Origin of the sequence: Aeromonas sp. HMWF017 (assembly GCF_003061465.1) — a bacterium.
Classification (GTDB): domain Bacteria; phylum Pseudomonadota; class Gammaproteobacteria; order Enterobacterales; family Aeromonadaceae; genus Aeromonas; species Aeromonas veronii.
The window spans coordinates 29,279-44,304 of sequence record NZ_QAJD01000148.1 but is presented as its reverse complement, the minus strand read 5'-3'; the positions used below and the strand labels follow the sequence as shown (position 1 = coordinate 44,304).

14 protein-coding genes are annotated in these 15,026 nt (G+C 59.2%); 9 read left to right on the top strand and 5 right to left on the bottom strand.

The window, feature by feature from the left end; translation table 11 throughout:
• Positions 1 to 440 precede the first annotated feature (440 nt).
• The 5 genes from nrdD to DBR30_RS15530 all read left to right on the top strand — a co-directional run bounded on the left by nrdD (position 441) and on the right by DBR30_RS15530 (position 4,683).
• Positions 441 to 2,558, top strand: a complete 2,118-nt coding sequence (nrdD, locus tag DBR30_RS15550) for an anaerobic ribonucleoside-triphosphate reductase (protein ID WP_042079841.1) — start codon at positions 441 to 443, stop codon at positions 2,556 to 2,558.
• A 64-nt stretch (positions 2,559 to 2,622) separates the two neighbouring features.
• A complete protein-coding gene (locus DBR30_RS15545; protein ID WP_108542481.1) occupies positions 2,623 to 3,369 on the top strand; it encodes a BRO-N domain-containing protein in 747 nt (248 codons plus the stop codon).
• Positions 3,370 to 3,879 carry an anaerobic ribonucleoside-triphosphate reductase-activating protein gene (nrdG, locus tag DBR30_RS15540; RefSeq protein ID WP_108542480.1) on the top strand — a complete coding sequence of 170 codons (510 nt, stop codon included), beginning with the start codon at positions 3,370 to 3,372 and terminating at the stop codon, positions 3,877 to 3,879.
• 64 nt (positions 3,880 to 3,943) lie between these two features.
• Complete coding sequence (locus tag DBR30_RS15535) at positions 3,944 to 4,114, top strand: YqaE/Pmp3 family membrane protein (RefSeq protein WP_005338440.1); 171 nt, start codon at positions 3,944 to 3,946, stop codon at positions 4,112 to 4,114.
• A gap of 176 nt (positions 4,115 to 4,290) precedes the next feature.
• Positions 4,291 to 4,683: a TonB family protein gene (locus DBR30_RS15530; RefSeq protein ID WP_108542479.1), complete on the top strand. Its 393-nt coding sequence runs from the start codon at positions 4,291 to 4,293 to the stop codon at positions 4,681 to 4,683.
• Between the two features lie 57 nt (positions 4,684 to 4,740).
• Here the strand turns inward: DBR30_RS15530 and DBR30_RS15525 are convergent, their stop codons facing one another.
• The 5 genes from DBR30_RS15525 to DBR30_RS15505 form a co-directional block, all read right to left on the bottom strand.
• Positions 4,741 to 5,097 carry an MliC family protein gene (locus DBR30_RS15525; protein WP_042055249.1) on the bottom strand — a complete coding sequence of 119 codons (357 nt, stop codon included), beginning with the start codon at positions 5,095 to 5,097 and terminating at the stop codon, positions 4,741 to 4,743.
• A gap of 142 nt (positions 5,098 to 5,239) precedes the next feature.
• Complete coding sequence (locus tag DBR30_RS15520; protein WP_108542478.1) at positions 5,240 to 6,004, bottom strand: substrate-binding periplasmic protein; 765 nt, start codon at positions 6,002 to 6,004, stop codon at positions 5,240 to 5,242.
• 174 nt (positions 6,005 to 6,178) lie between these two features.
• Positions 6,179 to 7,276, bottom strand: a complete 1,098-nt coding sequence (locus tag DBR30_RS15515) for a DUF2955 domain-containing protein (protein ID WP_219927575.1) — start codon at positions 7,274 to 7,276, stop codon at positions 6,179 to 6,181.
• Positions 7,266 to 8,321, bottom strand: coding sequence for an HlyD family secretion protein (locus DBR30_RS15510; RefSeq protein ID WP_043818894.1), 1,056 nt, complete (start codon positions 8,319 to 8,321; stop codon positions 7,266 to 7,268). Before DBR30_RS15510 ends, DBR30_RS15515 begins: the two co-directional genes overlap by 11 nt.
• A 1-nt stretch (position 8,322) precedes the next feature.
• Positions 8,323 to 8,835 carry a MarR family transcriptional regulator gene (locus DBR30_RS15505; RefSeq protein WP_005349886.1) on the bottom strand — a complete coding sequence of 171 codons (513 nt, stop codon included), beginning with the start codon at positions 8,833 to 8,835 and terminating at the stop codon, positions 8,323 to 8,325.
• 986 nt (positions 8,836 to 9,821) lie between these two features.
• Between DBR30_RS15505 and DBR30_RS15500 the strand changes: the two genes are divergently transcribed.
• From DBR30_RS15500 to DBR30_RS15485, 4 genes are read left to right on the top strand one after another with little or no spacing between them, the layout of a single operon-like run.
• Entirely contained in the window at positions 9,822 to 11,138 is a 1,317-nt protein-coding gene (locus DBR30_RS15500; RefSeq protein WP_005343883.1) for a 2-hydroxycarboxylate transporter family protein, read from the top strand.
• A gap of 23 nt (positions 11,139 to 11,161) precedes the next feature.
• A complete protein-coding gene (locus DBR30_RS15495; protein ID WP_108542476.1) occupies positions 11,162 to 12,712 on the top strand; it encodes an NAD-dependent malic enzyme in 1,551 nt (516 codons plus the stop codon).
• Between the two features lie 17 nt (positions 12,713 to 12,729).
• Positions 12,730 to 14,298: an ATP-binding protein gene (locus tag DBR30_RS15490; protein ID WP_108588420.1), complete on the top strand. Its 1,569-nt coding sequence runs from the start codon at positions 12,730 to 12,732 to the stop codon at positions 14,296 to 14,298.
• Between the two features lie 3 nt (positions 14,299 to 14,301).
• The gene (locus DBR30_RS15485) at positions 14,302 to 14,997 is read left to right on the top strand and encodes a response regulator (protein ID WP_075115718.1); all 696 of its coding nucleotides are present in this window, start codon (positions 14,302 to 14,304) and stop codon (positions 14,995 to 14,997) included.
• Positions 14,998 to 15,026: the final 29 nt, after the last annotated feature.

Here is a 15,026-nt window from a genome sequence, read left to right as displayed (position 1 = left end):
TTGAAAGGCTGGGGTATCCATGATGGTAGACCTCAAGGTGATGGCCTACTTCAAGATTAGCCTTTCAACACGTAATTGGGACAGAGCCATTTTTTTCGGGTGGGCGGATCGGACGCCAGCCCGCACCCTGCTTGGGGTTAGATTTGAATGGGGCTCTTTTAGGTTGGTCGTGAACTGTCCCGCTCGCTGAAAAACCTGTTCTGGATCAAGAAATGAGGCTTCGCTTTGGTGCCTAATAGACACCACATATAGGGACGCATTCGTTTTTAATCCCTATATGTTGTGTTGTTAAGCTGTGTATAAGCTGTTCCCCTCCTATCTTCAGCCCAGGCTTGTCAAGCCTCGGCTGAATTTATTTGCGTCCAGGATGAGATGCCGGGAGGGGGGCCCAACAAGGGTGAGCCAGAGGCAAATGCCTGGCCTTTTAACGGGGAAAATCCATGAAACCGGTTGTGATCAAACGTGACGGATGTCGCGCACCATTCAATGCCCAGCTGATTGCAGAGGCGGTCAGCCGTGCGGCGGAAGCGGTCAATCAGGCCAATCCGGCACTCGCCTCCCGCATTGCCAATGCGGTGAGTCAGGAGCTGGAAGGGCGTGGTGAAGTTGATATCCACGAGATCCAGAACCGGGTCGAAAACCACCTGATGGCTTCCGACGATAAGGCCATCGCCCGTGCCTATATCGAATATCGCCATGACAGGGATCAGGCTCGCGAGGCGCGCGGCCGTCTGGCGCAGGAGATCCGCGGTCTGGTCGAGCAGACCAACGCCGCCCTGCTCAACGAGAATGCCAACAAAGACTCCAAGGTGATCCCGACCCAGCGCGACCTGCTGGCCGGTATCGTCGCCAAGCACTATGCCACCAGCCACATGCTGCCCCGTGATGTGGTTCAGGCCCACGAGAGCGGTGATCTGCACTTCCACGATCTCGATTACTCACCTTTCTTCCCGATGTTCAACTGCATGTTGATCGATCTGAAAGGGATGCTGACCCACGGCTTCAAGATGGGCAATGCGGAGATCGATACCCCGAAATCCATCAGCACCGCCACGGCCGTGACCGCCCAGATCATCGCCCAGGTGGCGAGCCACATCTATGGCGGCACCACCATCAACCGCATCGACGAAGTGTTGGCCCCCTATGTGACCATCAGTTGGCAGAAACACCGTGAAGTGGCCGAAGAGTGGGGCATTGCCGATGTGGAAGCCTACGCCATGGCTCGCACCGAGAAAGAGTGTTACGACGCATTCCAGTCGCTGGAGTACGAGGTCAACACCCTGCACACCGCCAACGGTCAGACGCCGTTTGTCACCTTCGGCTTTGGTCTGGGGGACAGCTGGGAGTCGCGGATGATCCAGCGGGCCATCCTGAGCAACCGCATAGCCGGTCTTGGCAAGAACAAGAAGACCGCCGTGTTCCCGAAACTGGTGTTCGCCATCAAGGATGGCCTCAACCACAAGCAGGGCGATCCCAACTACGACATCAAGCAGCTGGCGCTGGAGTGTGCCTCCAAGCGGATGTATCCAGACATCCTCAACTACGACCAGGTCGTGAAAGTGACCGGCTCCTTCAAGACCCCCATGGGTTGCCGCTCCTTCCTCGGCGCTTACGAGGAGAATGGCGAGCTGATCCACGAAGGTCGCAACAACCTGGGGGTGGTGAGCCTCAACCTGCCGCGCATTGCCCTGAAATCCCGTGACGAAGCGGATTTCTGGGATCGTCTCGATGCCTCCCTGCGGGTCGCCAAGAAGGCGCTGATGTACCGCATCACCCGTCTGGACGGGGTGAAAGCGCGGGTTGCTCCGATCCTCTATATGGAAGGGGCTTGCGGCGTACGCCTCAAGGCGGACGACAACGTCAGCGAGATCTTCAAGAACGGTCGTGCCTCCATTTCCCTCGGTTATATCGGGGTTCACGAGACCATCAACGCCCTGTTTGGTGACAAGGTGCACCTGTTTGACAGCGCCGAGCTGCAACAGAAGGCCATCGCCATCATCGCCCGTCTCAGGGCGGCCATTGACGAGTGGAAAGAGGAGACTGGCTACGGCTTCAGCCTCTACTCCACCCCGAGCGAGAACCTTTGCACCCGTTTCTGCCGCATCGATGCCAAAGAGTTTGGCGTGGTATCCGGCGTGACCGACAAGGGTTACTACACCAACAGCTTCCACCTCGATGTGGAGAAGCAGGTCAACCCGTACGACAAGCTGGACTTCGAGGCGCCCTATCCGCCCATCGCCAGTGGCGGTTTCATCTGCTATGGCGAGTACCCCAACATCCAGCACAACCTGGAAGCGCTCGAAAACGTCTGGGATTACAGCTATGACAAGGTGCCTTACTACGGTACCAACACCCCCATCGACGAGTGCTACGACTGCGGCTTTACCGGCGAATTCGAGTGCACCTCCAAGGGCTTTACCTGCCCGCGCTGCGGTAACCACGACCCGGCCAAGGTGTCGGTGACCCGCCGTGTCTGCGGCTACCTCGGCAGCCCGGATGCGCGCCCCTTCAATGCGGGCAAGCAGGAAGAAGTAAAGCGCCGCGTCAAACATATGTGATGTATTGGTTGCATTATCCATTTGGTTAATGCAACCATGCTTAAAAACATAAAGTGGGGTAAAAATGGATCTTTCTCTTCTTGTCTTATCTTATGAAACAGAACAGGGTCAAAATAAGATAAAAACAATAAATAGAGATGCAGAGGTTTTGTTTTCTCTTCCTGATGTTGTTCGTATATTAATTGCTGAAAATAGATTGCATTCGACAGCGAATGTAAATGTTGGGTTTGATGGTTTTTATCGTGCACAAATTGAAGCTCTCGAACCAGATGAACAGCAAATAATCCAAGGTGAACCAACGCTTAATAATCCAGGTCATGAATTGTATGTGACTCAACCAGGACTTCTTCGCTTGTTGTCTAGAGACAAGAGTCCTGCATGTAAGAGATTTCAACGTTGGGTTTTTCATGAAGTCATACCCTCTATTATAAAATTTGGCAACTATCCTCCACCTTCTCAAGCAGAGTCTGACTTGATGAGGCTTGCAAAGCTAATGGTTAGTGAAATAGCTGCCAGAGAAAAGTTGGAGAGGGAAACAAAGGCTCAACTGGCCGAACATTCTGCCAGAATATCTCATCTATCCAATGAGGTCACTTTGATCAAAGAGAGCTCTAGTGATTTTGCACGGTTTGCTCATATTGACGAGTATTGTGATGGGATGGATGATGCGACTAAATATTATATATTCTGTATGTGCGATAAAGTATGTTTAGAAGGTCAGATAGAAACAAAGAAAATATCAATCGATGGGATTGGGGTTAATAAGCTTTTCCCTAGAGATGTTATTCTTTCTGTATTAAATAGAGATTAAATGTTTTATCACCAGTATTATCCAGTTGATGTGATCAACGGCCCCGGCACCCGTGTCACCCTGTTTGTCTCCGGTTGTGAGCATCAGTGCCCGGGTTGCTACAACCAGAGCACCTGGCGGCTCGATGGCGGCAAGCCGTTCGATGAGGCGATGAGCGATCGCATCATTGCGGATCTCAACGACAGCCGCATCAAACGGCGAGGTCTGTCGCTCTCCGGCGGCGATCCGCTCCACCCGGCCAACGTGCCCCACGTGCTGGCGCTGGTGAAACGGGTGCGCGCCGAGTGTCCGGGCAAGGATATCTGGTGCTGGACCGGTTATCTGCTCGGCGAACTGTCAGAGGCCCAGCGCGAGCTGGTGGCCTTGCTGGATGTGCTGGTGGATGGCAAGTTTGAAAAGGAGTTGGCAGACCCGGGCCTGCTATGGCGTGGCAGCAGTAATCAGCAGATCCACGACCTCAACGCCTGGCGTGATGCGGGTGAGCGAATTCCCTGTCTGGTTTGCAGTTGAAGTCCGGGATGTTTATGGTTAGCCCATTCCAATCCTGACGACATTATTGAAAAGGAGAGCCGAGATGAACAATCTGCTCAAGATCCTGCTGGCCATTTTCCTGCCCCCGGTGTGCGCTTTTATCCAGGTGGGCTTTAGCCTGCACTTTTTAATCAACATAGTGCTGACCCTGATGGGCGGTCTGCCGGGCATGGTCCATGCGCTCTGGTTGGTGGTGAGCGACAAGCGCGGCTGATGCCAGCGTATGGTTAGTGAGCTTATTGACGATAAAAGGGCCAACCTCTCGGGGTTGGCCCTTTTGTTAATGTTCATACGAATACTTTTTCGTTAGGATGGGTGACTGACCAAGCGGGCCGCGTTGAGCGTCCCGCAGTCCGGCAACAAGCACCGGCAGAGAACAAGGAGCGTTACATGAAGTGGAAAGTCGCAGTATGGTCAGGTCTGGCAGTGACACTGTTGCTGGGGTGCTCATCCCGTCAGGAGGTGGCGCACGAGCGCGCTCCGATCGCTATCTCTCTCGAGCAGTTGTCCAGCTACTGGGTTCAGGAGAAGCAGTGGTCATGGCTTGGCAATGACGAGCCGGCCCTGCCGGCCAAACCGGTCAAGGGGTATGTGGAAGTTCGCTATCAAATCGACGCCAGCGGCACGCCGGTCAAGCCTGAAGTGGTGGCGGCCGAGCCCCCCGGCGAACTGGAACAGAGCGCGCTGGCGACCCTCTCGCGGATCCGCTACAGCCCGGCAGAGGGCAACCCGGATGCCATTCCGGTCGAGGTGACCAACCGCTTCGAGATCGAGATCAACTGATCCCCCACCACTCTGATGCCAGAGTAAAGAGAGACCCCGGCCAGGCCGGGGTCACGTTTATTGCTGTTTGCAGTCGTTGTAGGCGGTCTGCCACTCGCCATCCTGATCCCGAAGCTCGACAAAGCCCTCATCCCCCTTGTTCCACCAGACGGCCTCATGTTCGTCCGTATAGCGGGCGCCAGAGGCTGAAATGGCCTGGGGCAGGGTGTAATCCTTGCCGTCCGGCAGTGACAGCTTGATAAAGTTGAGGCTTTCGTCGGAGAGGGAGAAGTAGCGCACCTGCACCTTCTTGCCCTGCTCGCACTGGTAACTGACCGGTTCGCCACCAGTGACTGAGAGGGTATTGCCCTGATTACAGCCAGCGAGCAGGCCGAGGGCCAGCGCACCAGCGGCCATCATATGTGCCTTATTCATGATTACAGCTCCATTGGTGTCATACGGGCGTGAGCCTAACAGGTTGCCGTTATTGTGCAATCCGCGGGGCCATTCGGTGCGTCGCTCGCTGTCCGGCCTACCGCGCGAGTATGAGGGGGCGCAACCAGGAAGGCATCGTCAATCAGTAGAGGCCAAGTCTGGTTTCAAACTGGCGGATCAGCGTCTCATAGATGCCGTTGTTCTTGATCTTCTGCAGCCCCTGTTCGAACTGTTTGGCCAGCGCTTCCCCTTGCGGGTGGTGGCGGGAGAAGGCGAGCCAGAAGCCATCAGTGGAGAGCTTGCCAACCTTGACCACCTTGCCGATCAGCTGCTTCTGCTGGATCTTGAGGTAGCCCGGCATGCCGTTCATCAGGATGTAGTCGACCCGGCCGCGCACCAGCATCTCGAGGATCTGGGCATCGGATTTGGCTTGAAAGCGGGTGATCCTGGGGTTCTCCATAAAATCGGTAGGGTAGGTGTAGCCGAGGGTGATGCCCACCCGCTTGCCCTCCAGCGAGGTGAGCTTGAGATCCCGTTGCGGGTCGCTGGCAAGGGCGAAGATGGCAAGATCCTCCTCGAACATGGGGGTATCGTGCCAATGGTACTGGTAGCGGTTCTCTTCGGTGATGGTGGCGTTGAAGCACCCCGCAAGTTTGCCGCTTTTCGCATCGTGCATGCAGCGGGCGAAGGGGAGGGTGCGAAAGACAATCTCGATCCCTTCGGCGGCGAACACCGCCTTGACCAGCTCAGGCGCCAGTCCGTGGGGCTGGTCATCCTCATTGTCTTTGTCGCGCTCGCAGTAGGGGGCCCAGTCATCTTCGGCACCAATGACAAGCGGGGTGGCCCCGAGCGGGCTGGTAGCCAACAGCATCAGACAAACCAGCCATTTTTTTAACAACGGAACCATAAGTGTGCACCTCATCGACAGCAGCCTTACAAGCATAGCCACACTTCTGCGCTGACTTGTAGTGGCAGGAGTATTGGTGAGGGAGGTAAACGAGGGCGAGAAAAAAAGCCCCGGCAGGCGACGGGGCGAAAGAGAGCTTATCCATGGGCTGACAACAGTGCTTACAACAGGAAATCAATAACCGAAGCGGGTCGCCTCGAAGCGGTTGAGCAACCGGTGGACGAGGTAGCAGGCCAGCAGGGTGACCACGATGGCAAACAGGATGCTGCTCACCCGGTAGAGGGCGCTGAACACCAGATCGTTGCCCGGAGTGAGGTACTGGCCAAACAGGATGCCGAGGGTGGTGAGGGCGCCAAAGCCGACCCCGGAGCCGCCTGCCTCCTTGACGTGGGCATGGCTGAACAGCATGGCGCCGAGCCATAACAGTGGAGCGACCAGCAGCAGTTGTCCTGACCAGTCATAGAGCAGCAGCTGGCCGAGCAAGCCGAAGGTGACACCCAGCAAGGTGCCCATCGCCCGTTTGCGGGCATAACTCAGCGCACCGTTCCAGTGCATGGGGAACAGCACCAGCAGGGTTGTGGCCTGGGCAGACATGGAGTCGCGCAGGTCAAACACCTGAAATACCAGAAACGACAGGGTGGCCACCGTGGCCCCCAGCAGGGCTTCATGGCGCATCCGGTGCGGCGCCTTGGGGGCCGAGGCTGGCTTGGGTCTGGCCTCCACATCCGGGATCAGCATGGTCATCAGATAGGCGATTAGTACCGACAGCACGCTCGCCCAGATATTGTTGAGGATCAGGTCGTTGAGGTCGGTCTGCGGATAGCTGGCAAAGTGCAGCATGATGCTGAGGCTCAGCACCCCGTTGGCCCCGAACAGAAACAGGCTGCCCCGCGACATGGCGGCGAAGCGGTAGAGAAACAGCATGAAGGCGATAGGGGTCATCAGCGCCGGATGGCTGCCAAACAGTCCCCCCAGCAGCCCGACCTCCACCCCACAGACCACCGCCGCCGCGATCAGCTGGCGCGCGGCATGGCCATTCATCACCGGCACCATCCCCAGCAGCAGCACCGGCGTGACCGTATAGAAGACCCCGTAATTCCAGCCAAACAGCTTGCAGAGCAGAAAGCCCGTGGTGCAGCCAAAGGCGATGCGCAGGCACTGGCGCAGCTCGTTGCCGGTGAGGGGCCGATACCAGAGGTGAGTGGCAGCACCACCGGCGGGGTGTGCTGGGGCGGTATTGGCCGACGGATGAGTGGCGTGGTTAGTAGACATAATGGAGCAGGCTGAGCAGGTGGATCTGGCCCCGTGCCAGCATGGCGGTCAGGGCATTGTCCGGCAGCAGTTGCACTGTGGCCCGCGCCCCGGCTGGCAGATGATCGGGGAGCTGCTCCAGCTCGAGGTGCAGCCGCATCCGCTGGGCATCCCGTACCCAGCGATCAGACTCCACCGGCGCGGCCAGTCGACCATTGGCATCAAATTGACCGGCACTCACTCCGGCATCCAGACTGCTTACCCGGGCAGGATAGAGCTGACCCGGCTCGCCATCGAAGGCCACCAGTGCGCGGGTTTGCTCGCCGACATGGCGCAGGCTCTTCTCCCGAAAATCGGCTATGACATCGACCTGTTCCGACACCAGCGCCAGCAGCGGGCTGCCCGCGCTGGCGATACTGCCCGGCTTGAGCTGCAGGTTGGTGATGGTGCCATCCTGATCCGCGTGGACCCGGCTGTAAGAGAGGGCCAGCTGCGCTTGCGCCAGCTTGTTGCGGGCCTGGCGCAGCAACAGATTGTCCTCACCGGTCACGCCACGACTGGCCTTGATCTGGGCCAGTTTGGCCTGACTGGCGCGCAGGTTGGCCTGGGCGCTGCGCAGGGCGCTGTCAGCCTCATCTTTTTGTTGCAGCGAAACCATGTGACGTTGGTAGAGCGCATCGATCCGCTCAGCCTCGCGCCACTTCTGGCTGGCCAGGGTCTCCTTGGCGTTGATCTCGGCAACGGCGGCGGTCAGGGCGGCATCCAGTTCACTGTTCTGCTGCTCTGCCTGCGCCAGCGCAAGGCGGGCTTGCTCCACTGCCAGTTCAAAAGGGGCCGGATCCAGCCTGAACAGCAGATCCCCCTTCTTGACCTGCTGGTTGTTGTGAACGGCGACCTCGATCACCTTGCCGCTCACCTGGGGGGCCAGCTTGGTGACCACCCGGGTCGCCATCGCCTGAGGGGTGAGGGGCATCAGCAGGTCGGCTATCAGAAAATAGGCAAACAAGGTGGCAAAGCCAGCCATGGACCATTTGATCCAGCGGGTAAATTGTTGATCCGGAGTCATCTTATTCTCTCTCTGTGTCGGTCTCGGGAGGGCTTGTATCGCCTCCGGCTTGTCGGTCGTGGTGTTGTTCAATTTTGCTGAGGGCGTTGGCCGAGATCCGCTGCACCGTGGCTTCAAACAGCTGAAGGGTCTGCTCGTCAATGCCCCCCAGAAGCTCCCGGCGGATATTCATGATGCGGTCGGCGATCTGATCGAGCAGGGTCTGGCCAGCCGGGGTCACACAGACGATGCGGGCCCGCTTGTCCTGACTGCAGCAATGGCGCTCAATCAGTCCCTGCTCTTCCAGCTGGCCCAGGGTGCGCATCAGGGAGGGGAGCTCTATCTCGAGGGCTTCGGCCAGGGTCTTCTGGCTGACATGGTTCCCCATGCGGGAGAGTTTCCACAGCGCGGTCCAGCGGGGATGGGTGAGGCCAAGGGGAGCCAGCTCCAGGTCGGCGGCAGTACGCCATAGCCGGTGCATCCGCGCTATCTGCTCGGCGAGCGACAGCTCGCGCAACCTTTCCAGATCCGTCATCTTCTCATCCTCAATGTACTTAGCATGCTAACTATCATACTTGTTTAGCAGGCTAAGTAAATAGTGTGATGCTGTTCATGTTTCTGGTCGGATCTTTCGTTGGTGAGGGCGAGCAGCATTCGAGCCCCTGATATTATTCTCGGGGCTGATCCACTCGAGGCTCTTTTGCCGCTTCGGATATTGCGCCGTGAATGGAGGATATCCGGTGGTTATTTTCATGAAATTTTCAGCTTCAGCGAGCAGCTCTTTTTTTATCCGCTAATATTGATGGGGTTATAAAACAAGGGGGAAACGGGTTGTGGATGGATATGACAGTGGATGTGTGTATCTGGCAATTGAAGCGCTGTTGAGTGATGGGGAATATGGTGCAGAGTCACACCATGGCGTGAATCGAGAAGGCGCTATCAGAAGTACCGATATCAGTCATGATTTTGACCCCGCCAATATTCCATTGCTGTTGGCAGAATAGACCTGACCGTGTGTGATCCTTGTGAGTTCAAGCCAGTGCTCTGGTATTCGCTGGCTTGACTCATCACTATTTCAATCTCCCCTTTTTGCATCTTTCTCCTCACCATTTTCCATCGTGCGTACTTCCTGCACGCCGACTCAAACCCTGGTGTGGCATGCCGTGGCACTCGCGTTATGGCGATGACATTGCCCGCTGATTATCACTCACAGGAGCAGTGGCGATAAATGGTCGCAGAGCTTGTCATCTGGCTCTGTTATTTCCCCGAAGGGGGGAGATCATCGCATCGTTATTACTGCTGATCACCCAAATATCCGCCATTATGGTCGCTCGTTTTATCACCCTATTTCCTGACTTGGTCGGGTATCGGATGTCTGGTGTTCTATTGTGCTGCGCACGTTGGAGGCACCATGATGTTTAAGTTTTTAATGTTTTTATATGGCTTTGCAGTCTGGCTAACCGACAGAGGAGAGGGGGATCAATAAAGTAGCGGCCACAATCACACGCAGAGTACATAACAATGAAAAACCTCTCACCCCTACAAACTACACAAGAAAAGGCCGCCTTTATGGGCGGCCAACAAATTGCCGGTATGCCGCTCTTTATATTTCTGGGGCTGGCGACCTGCGTTCTCTTTTCCGGCTGGAATGGCTCTCTGCCCCTTGGCATGGTCGGTGCGCTGGCGCTGATGTTCGTGCTGGGTACCCTGCTGACCGAGCTGGGTGAGCGGATCATGCCGATCCGCGAATATCTGGGGGGCGGCACCATTCTCGCCATCTTCGGCGGCGCCGCCCTGTTCGAATACCAGCTGCTGCCGGTGCAGGCGGGGCAGGTCATTACCAACTTCATGAAGGAGGGAGGCTTTCTCAACTTCTTTATCGCCAGTCTGGTGACTGGCTCCGTGTTTGGCATGAGCGGCGCTTTGCTGAAAAATGCCGCCATGCGCTATCTGCCGGTCATTCTTGGTGGCGTCGCACTGGCGCTGCTGAGCGTGGGGCTGGTCGGCTCCCTGATGGGGTATGGCTTCAAGAATGCGGTGCTGCTGATCGGCCTGCCCATCATGGGCGGTGGCATGGGTGCTGGCGCGGTGCCTCTGGTGGAGATCCTCTCCGGCCCGATGCAGATGTCCAGTGCGGATCTCTTGTCACGCATGGTACCGGCGGTGGTGATCGCCAATACCCTGGCCATTCTGGTGGGCTCTCTGCTGGCGCGCCTTGGTCGCCGTTACCCCTCCCTGACCGGCAACGGCAAGCTGATGGTCAAGGAAAGTAGCCAGAGCATTGCCGATGAGCAGGCCGAAGCGCCGACCCTGCAGAGTCTCGGCATGGGCCTTTTCATCAGCTCCAGCATGTTTGTGCTGGGCTCCCTGCTTGGCAACTTTATCCCCATGCACCCCTTCGCCCTGATGATTTTGGCGGTCGCCTTTATCAAGGTGAGCGGCCTGCTGCCGCGCCGTTATGAGCAGGCGGCGGCCGACTGGTATCAGTTTGTGGTGAGCAACCTCACTCCCTCCCTGCTGGTGGGGATCGGCGTCGCCTATACCAGTATTCCCGAGCTCATCAGCGCCTTCTCCATCAGCTACTTCGTGCTGGTCATGGTCACCGTAATTGGCGGGGCACTCGGCGCGGCGCTGGTCGGCAAGCTGATCGGCTTCTACCCCATCGAGGCGGCCATCACCGGCGGGCTCTGCATGGCCAACATGGGCGGCACCGGCGATGTGGCGGTACTCTCGGCGGCCCAGCGGATGAAGCTGATGCCTTTTGCCCAGATCTCCTCTCGCCTCGGCGGCGCCGTGATGCTGATTTTGGCGACCGCTCTTATCTCCCTGCTCGCCTGATACCGGATTGAGGAACAAACAAGATGAACGACATCATGATGGGCACCAGCCTGCCCTATGCCGAGCGCAAGCGTCAGGGCGTGCGGGGGCGTATGCCCCACAAGGAGGAGTCCCTCTCCCAGCAGCGGCGCCGGATCTACCGGTTGGTCAGTGCCATGCAGAGCCCGTTCGATCAGCATCTGTTGTTGCGCCAGCTGCAGGAGGACAACCCGGTGCTCTTCTACGATCTGGTGCGCCACCACCTGCCGGAGCTGCTGCCGATCATCTACACCCCGGTGGTGGGGGAGGCGTGTCAGCGCCACAGCGATCTCTATCTGCGTAGCCATGGTTTGTATCTCTCCTGGCACGATCGTGACGATCTCGACGACATCCTCGAGTCGGTGGAGCAGGAGGTGGACGTGATCGTCATCTCCGATGGCGAGCGGGTGCTGGGGCTCGGCGATCTCGGCATCGGTGGCATGGGGATCTGCATCGGCAAGCTGGCGCTCTATTCAGCCGCTGGCGGCATCAACCCGGCCCGCACCCTGCCGCTCTGTGTCGATGTGGGCACCAACAACCCCGAGCTGCTGGAGGATGACTCCTACCTCGGCTGGCAATCCCCGCGCATCGACGGCGAGAGCTACTACCACTTCATGGACAAGGTGGTGGCCGCCATTCGCAAGCGCTGGCCGCAGGTGGTGCTGCAGTTTGAAGACTTTGCCGGCAAGCATGCCGCCAACCTGCTGACCCGTTATCGCGACGAGCTCTGCATGTTCAACGACGACATTCAGGGCACGGCGGCAGTGGCTTCTGCCTGCGTGCTGGCCGGGTTGCAGCAGGCGGGTATCGCCCTCAATGATGCCCCTGTGCTGATCGTCGGTGCCGGTTCTGCCGGTTGTGGCATCGCTGCCATGCTGGCCCAGCTGGCGGGGAGTCACGACGGCGTCTGGCTGTTTGATCAGGACGGGGTGGTCTGCGCCGATCGTCCCAATCTGACTCGCGCCCAGCAGCCGTTTGCCCGTGCTGTGGAGGAGGGGATCAGTTCGCTGCTGGAGACCATCCGGCAGGTGCGTCCGGCGGTCTTGATTGGTGTGAGCGGTCAGGGCGGCCTTTTTACTGGCGAGGTGTTGCAGGCGATGGGGGAGGTGTGCGCGCAGCCGGTGATCCTGCCACTCTCCAACCCGACCCGCAGCGCCGAGGCCACCCCCGAGCAGGTGTGGGCCGCCACAGATGGCCGCGCCCTGCTGGCCACCGGCAGCCCCTTTGCGCCGGTGACGGTGGCGGGGGAGCTGCGGGTAGTCTCCCAGTGCAACAACGTCTATGTCTTTCCGGGCATTGGTCTCGGAGCCTGCGCCGTCAAGGCGCGCCGCATCAGCGATGGCATGTTGCTGGCCGCGGTGCGGGCGGTCGGCGCCTATCCGCTGGTGGCGGGCCGGCTGTTGCCCCCCATCGAGCAGGTGGGAGAGGTGGCCCGCGCCATCGCCAGAGCGGTGGCGCTCTGCGCCCGCGAGGAAGGATTGGCCGATTTTGTCGGCGATCCGGCTCCTTTGATTGACCAGACCTGGTGGCATCCGCACTATTGGGCAGCGTCCTGACGTTTTAAGGTATGTGCATGAAACTTCGCCACCAGTTGGTCACCCTCTCTCTTGGGCTCTCCCTGCTGCTGATCCTCATTCTGGGCAGCCTGCTGGCCCTCTTTATCCGTCATCTGCTGGAGAGCAACCTGCAGGATAAGGGGAGCGATCTGGCCCGGGTCATGGCGGCGGACACCCGGGTTGTCGAGGCTCTGCGTCAGGGGAGTGATCCGACTCTGCGCGACTATGTGGAGGCGGTCTGCAACCGCACCGATGCCACCTATATGGTGGTGACTGACGAGCATGGTCGCCGCCTCAGTCACCCCAACCCCGAGCTGGTGGGGCAGAAGTTCCGCGGCGAGGATCTCTGGCCCGCGCTGCAGGAGCGGCGAAGCTATTGCTCCAAGGATCGGGGCACCATGGGACCGGCGATCCGTTGCTTCTCCCCGGTGGTAGGCGGAGACGGGCGCGTCATGGGGGCCGTGGTGGTGGGCTACCTGATGCAGCAGGTGGAGGGCATCTATATGGAGCGGGTAGCCCTGCTCATCAGCGCCATTGTGGCGGTGCTGGGGTGCGGCCTGCTGCTGGCACTCTGGGTGCAATACTTGCTGCGCAAGACCCTGCTCGATCTGGAGCCGGAGGCGATCGTGCGCCGCTTCACTCTGCAGGATCTGGTGCTGGAGCAGATCGCCGAAGGGGTGATTGCCCTCGATGGCCGCGGCAACATCGCCATGATTAACAGCACCGCCATCTATCAGCTGCGGCTGCCTGCCACCGGTCGTCACGCCCTGCAGGGGCAGGCGCTGGCGGAGCTGGTGCCGCCCCTTGCCCCCTGTCTGGAGCAGGAGGGTGGGGAAGTGAGCTTCACCATTCAGGGGGAGTCCTTCGTCGGCCGCTGGCAGGCGGTGCAGGGCAAGGCGCCGGGGCGGCTGCTGATCTTCAGCCGTCCGGAGGTGGCTACCAGTCTGGGGGTGCAGGTGACCCACCTGCGCCAGTACGCCGAGATGCTGCGGATGCAGAGCCACGAGTTTGCCAACAAGCTGAGCAGCCTCTCCGGCCTGTTGCAGCTGGGCCATGTGGATCAGGCGGTGGAGCTGATCCAGCAGGAGAACGAAGCGTGCCAGATCATGCTGCAGGAGCTGCTGCGGCTGATCGACAACAAGCCGGTGGCGGGGCTTATTCTCGGCAAGTTCAGCCGGGCTCGCGAGCTGGGGGTGACCCTGGATCTCGATCCCGATTCGGCGCTGGCGGAGTATCCGGCCTCGGTTTCGGCCGATCTCATCACCCTCATTGGCAACCTGCTGGACAACGGCCTGCAGGCGGCCTGGCGCAACCGCCAGCAGCGGCCGCCGCGGGTGCTGCTGTCCCTGTGCGATGTGGGGCGGCGGCTGGTGATCGAGGTGGAGGATAGCGGCGAGGGGGTCGACGAGGAGCTGGCCGATCATCTGTTCGATTACGGGGTGAGTCGTCAGAGCGGCGATCACGGGGTGGGTCTGTTCCTGGTCAAGGAGACCGTGGGTCGGCACGAGGGTGTGATAGAATGGCGGCGAACCGCCGAGCAGACCACCCTGTTTGGTATCTACTTGAATAAAAACCAATTAATGTGAGCCATGGACCCAATAATCACGCTTGTTATTGAAGATGACGATCGGATCGGTGCCATCTTGTCAGAACTGGTGGCGGCGACACCCGGTTTCTCCCTGCTGGGGCGGGCCGGCACCCTGGCCCAGGCCGATGCCATGATGGCCGGTGTGGTGCCCCAACTGCTGCTGGTGGATGTATCCCTGCCCGATGGCTCCGGCCTTGAGTGGGTGAGCCGCCTGCGCAGCCACAACCGCGAAGCCTACGTCATCATGGTGACTGCCTCGCGGGATGTGGAGACCATCCAGCAGGCCCTCAATCTGGGGGTTCATGACTACGTCATCAAACCATTGCGGCTGTTTCGCATCCAGCAGAGTCTGGATGAGATCCTGCAACTGCACAGCCGCCTCTGCGAGCGGGGTCGGCTGGAGCAGGAAGATCTCGACAAGCTGCTGGGCAAAGGGGGGCGCTCCCAGATCAAGGAGATGCGCGTCACTCCCAAGGGGATCGACAGCATCACCCTGCGTCAGGTACTGGATCTGCTGGCGGGCGAGCCGGAGAGCGTCTTCTCCACCGACACGGTGGCGCTGCGGTTGTCGCTGAGTCGCACCACGGCGCGCCGCTATCTGGAGTATCTGGAGTCGGAAGACCGGGTGGATGTGGATCTCAACTATGGTCAGCGGGGGCGGCCGGAGCGGCGTTACCGCTGGCGCCGGGCGGGGTGAAGTCGGTTCACCGTCGTTAGAGCACGATA

Coding starts and splice junctions, on each gene's coding strand:
- nrdD (WP_042079841.1), top strand. CDS start 441: ATGAAACCGGTTGTGATCAAACGTGACGGATGTCGCGCACCATTCAAT.
- DBR30_RS15545 (WP_108542481.1), top strand. CDS start 2,623: ATGGATCTTTCTCTTCTTGTCTTATCTTATGAAACAGAACAGGGTCAA.
- nrdG (WP_108542480.1), top strand. CDS start 3,370: ATGTTTTATCACCAGTATTATCCAGTTGATGTGATCAACGGCCCCGGC.
- DBR30_RS15535 (WP_005338440.1), top strand. CDS start 3,944: ATGAACAATCTGCTCAAGATCCTGCTGGCCATTTTCCTGCCCCCGGTG.
- DBR30_RS15530 (WP_108542479.1), top strand. CDS start 4,291: ATGAAGTGGAAAGTCGCAGTATGGTCAGGTCTGGCAGTGACACTGTTG.
- DBR30_RS15525 (WP_042055249.1), bottom strand. CDS start 5,097: ATGAATAAGGCACATATGATGGCCGCTGGTGCGCTGGCCCTCGGCCTG.
- DBR30_RS15520 (WP_108542478.1), bottom strand. CDS start 6,004: ATGGTTCCGTTGTTAAAAAAATGGCTGGTTTGTCTGATGCTGTTGGCT.
- DBR30_RS15515 (WP_219927575.1), bottom strand. CDS start 7,276: ATGTCTACTAACCACGCCACTCATCCGTCGGCCAATACCGCCCCAGCA.
- DBR30_RS15510 (WP_043818894.1), bottom strand. CDS start 8,321: ATGACTCCGGATCAACAATTTACCCGCTGGATCAAATGGTCCATGGCT.
- DBR30_RS15505 (WP_005349886.1), bottom strand. CDS start 8,835: ATGACGGATCTGGAAAGGTTGCGCGAGCTGTCGCTCGCCGAGCAGATA.
- DBR30_RS15500 (WP_005343883.1), top strand. CDS start 9,822: ATGAAAAACCTCTCACCCCTACAAACTACACAAGAAAAGGCCGCCTTT.
- DBR30_RS15495 (WP_108542476.1), top strand. CDS start 11,162: ATGAACGACATCATGATGGGCACCAGCCTGCCCTATGCCGAGCGCAAG.
- DBR30_RS15490 (WP_108588420.1), top strand. CDS start 12,730: ATGAAACTTCGCCACCAGTTGGTCACCCTCTCTCTTGGGCTCTCCCTG.
- DBR30_RS15485 (WP_075115718.1), top strand. CDS start 14,302: ATGGACCCAATAATCACGCTTGTTATTGAAGATGACGATCGGATCGGT.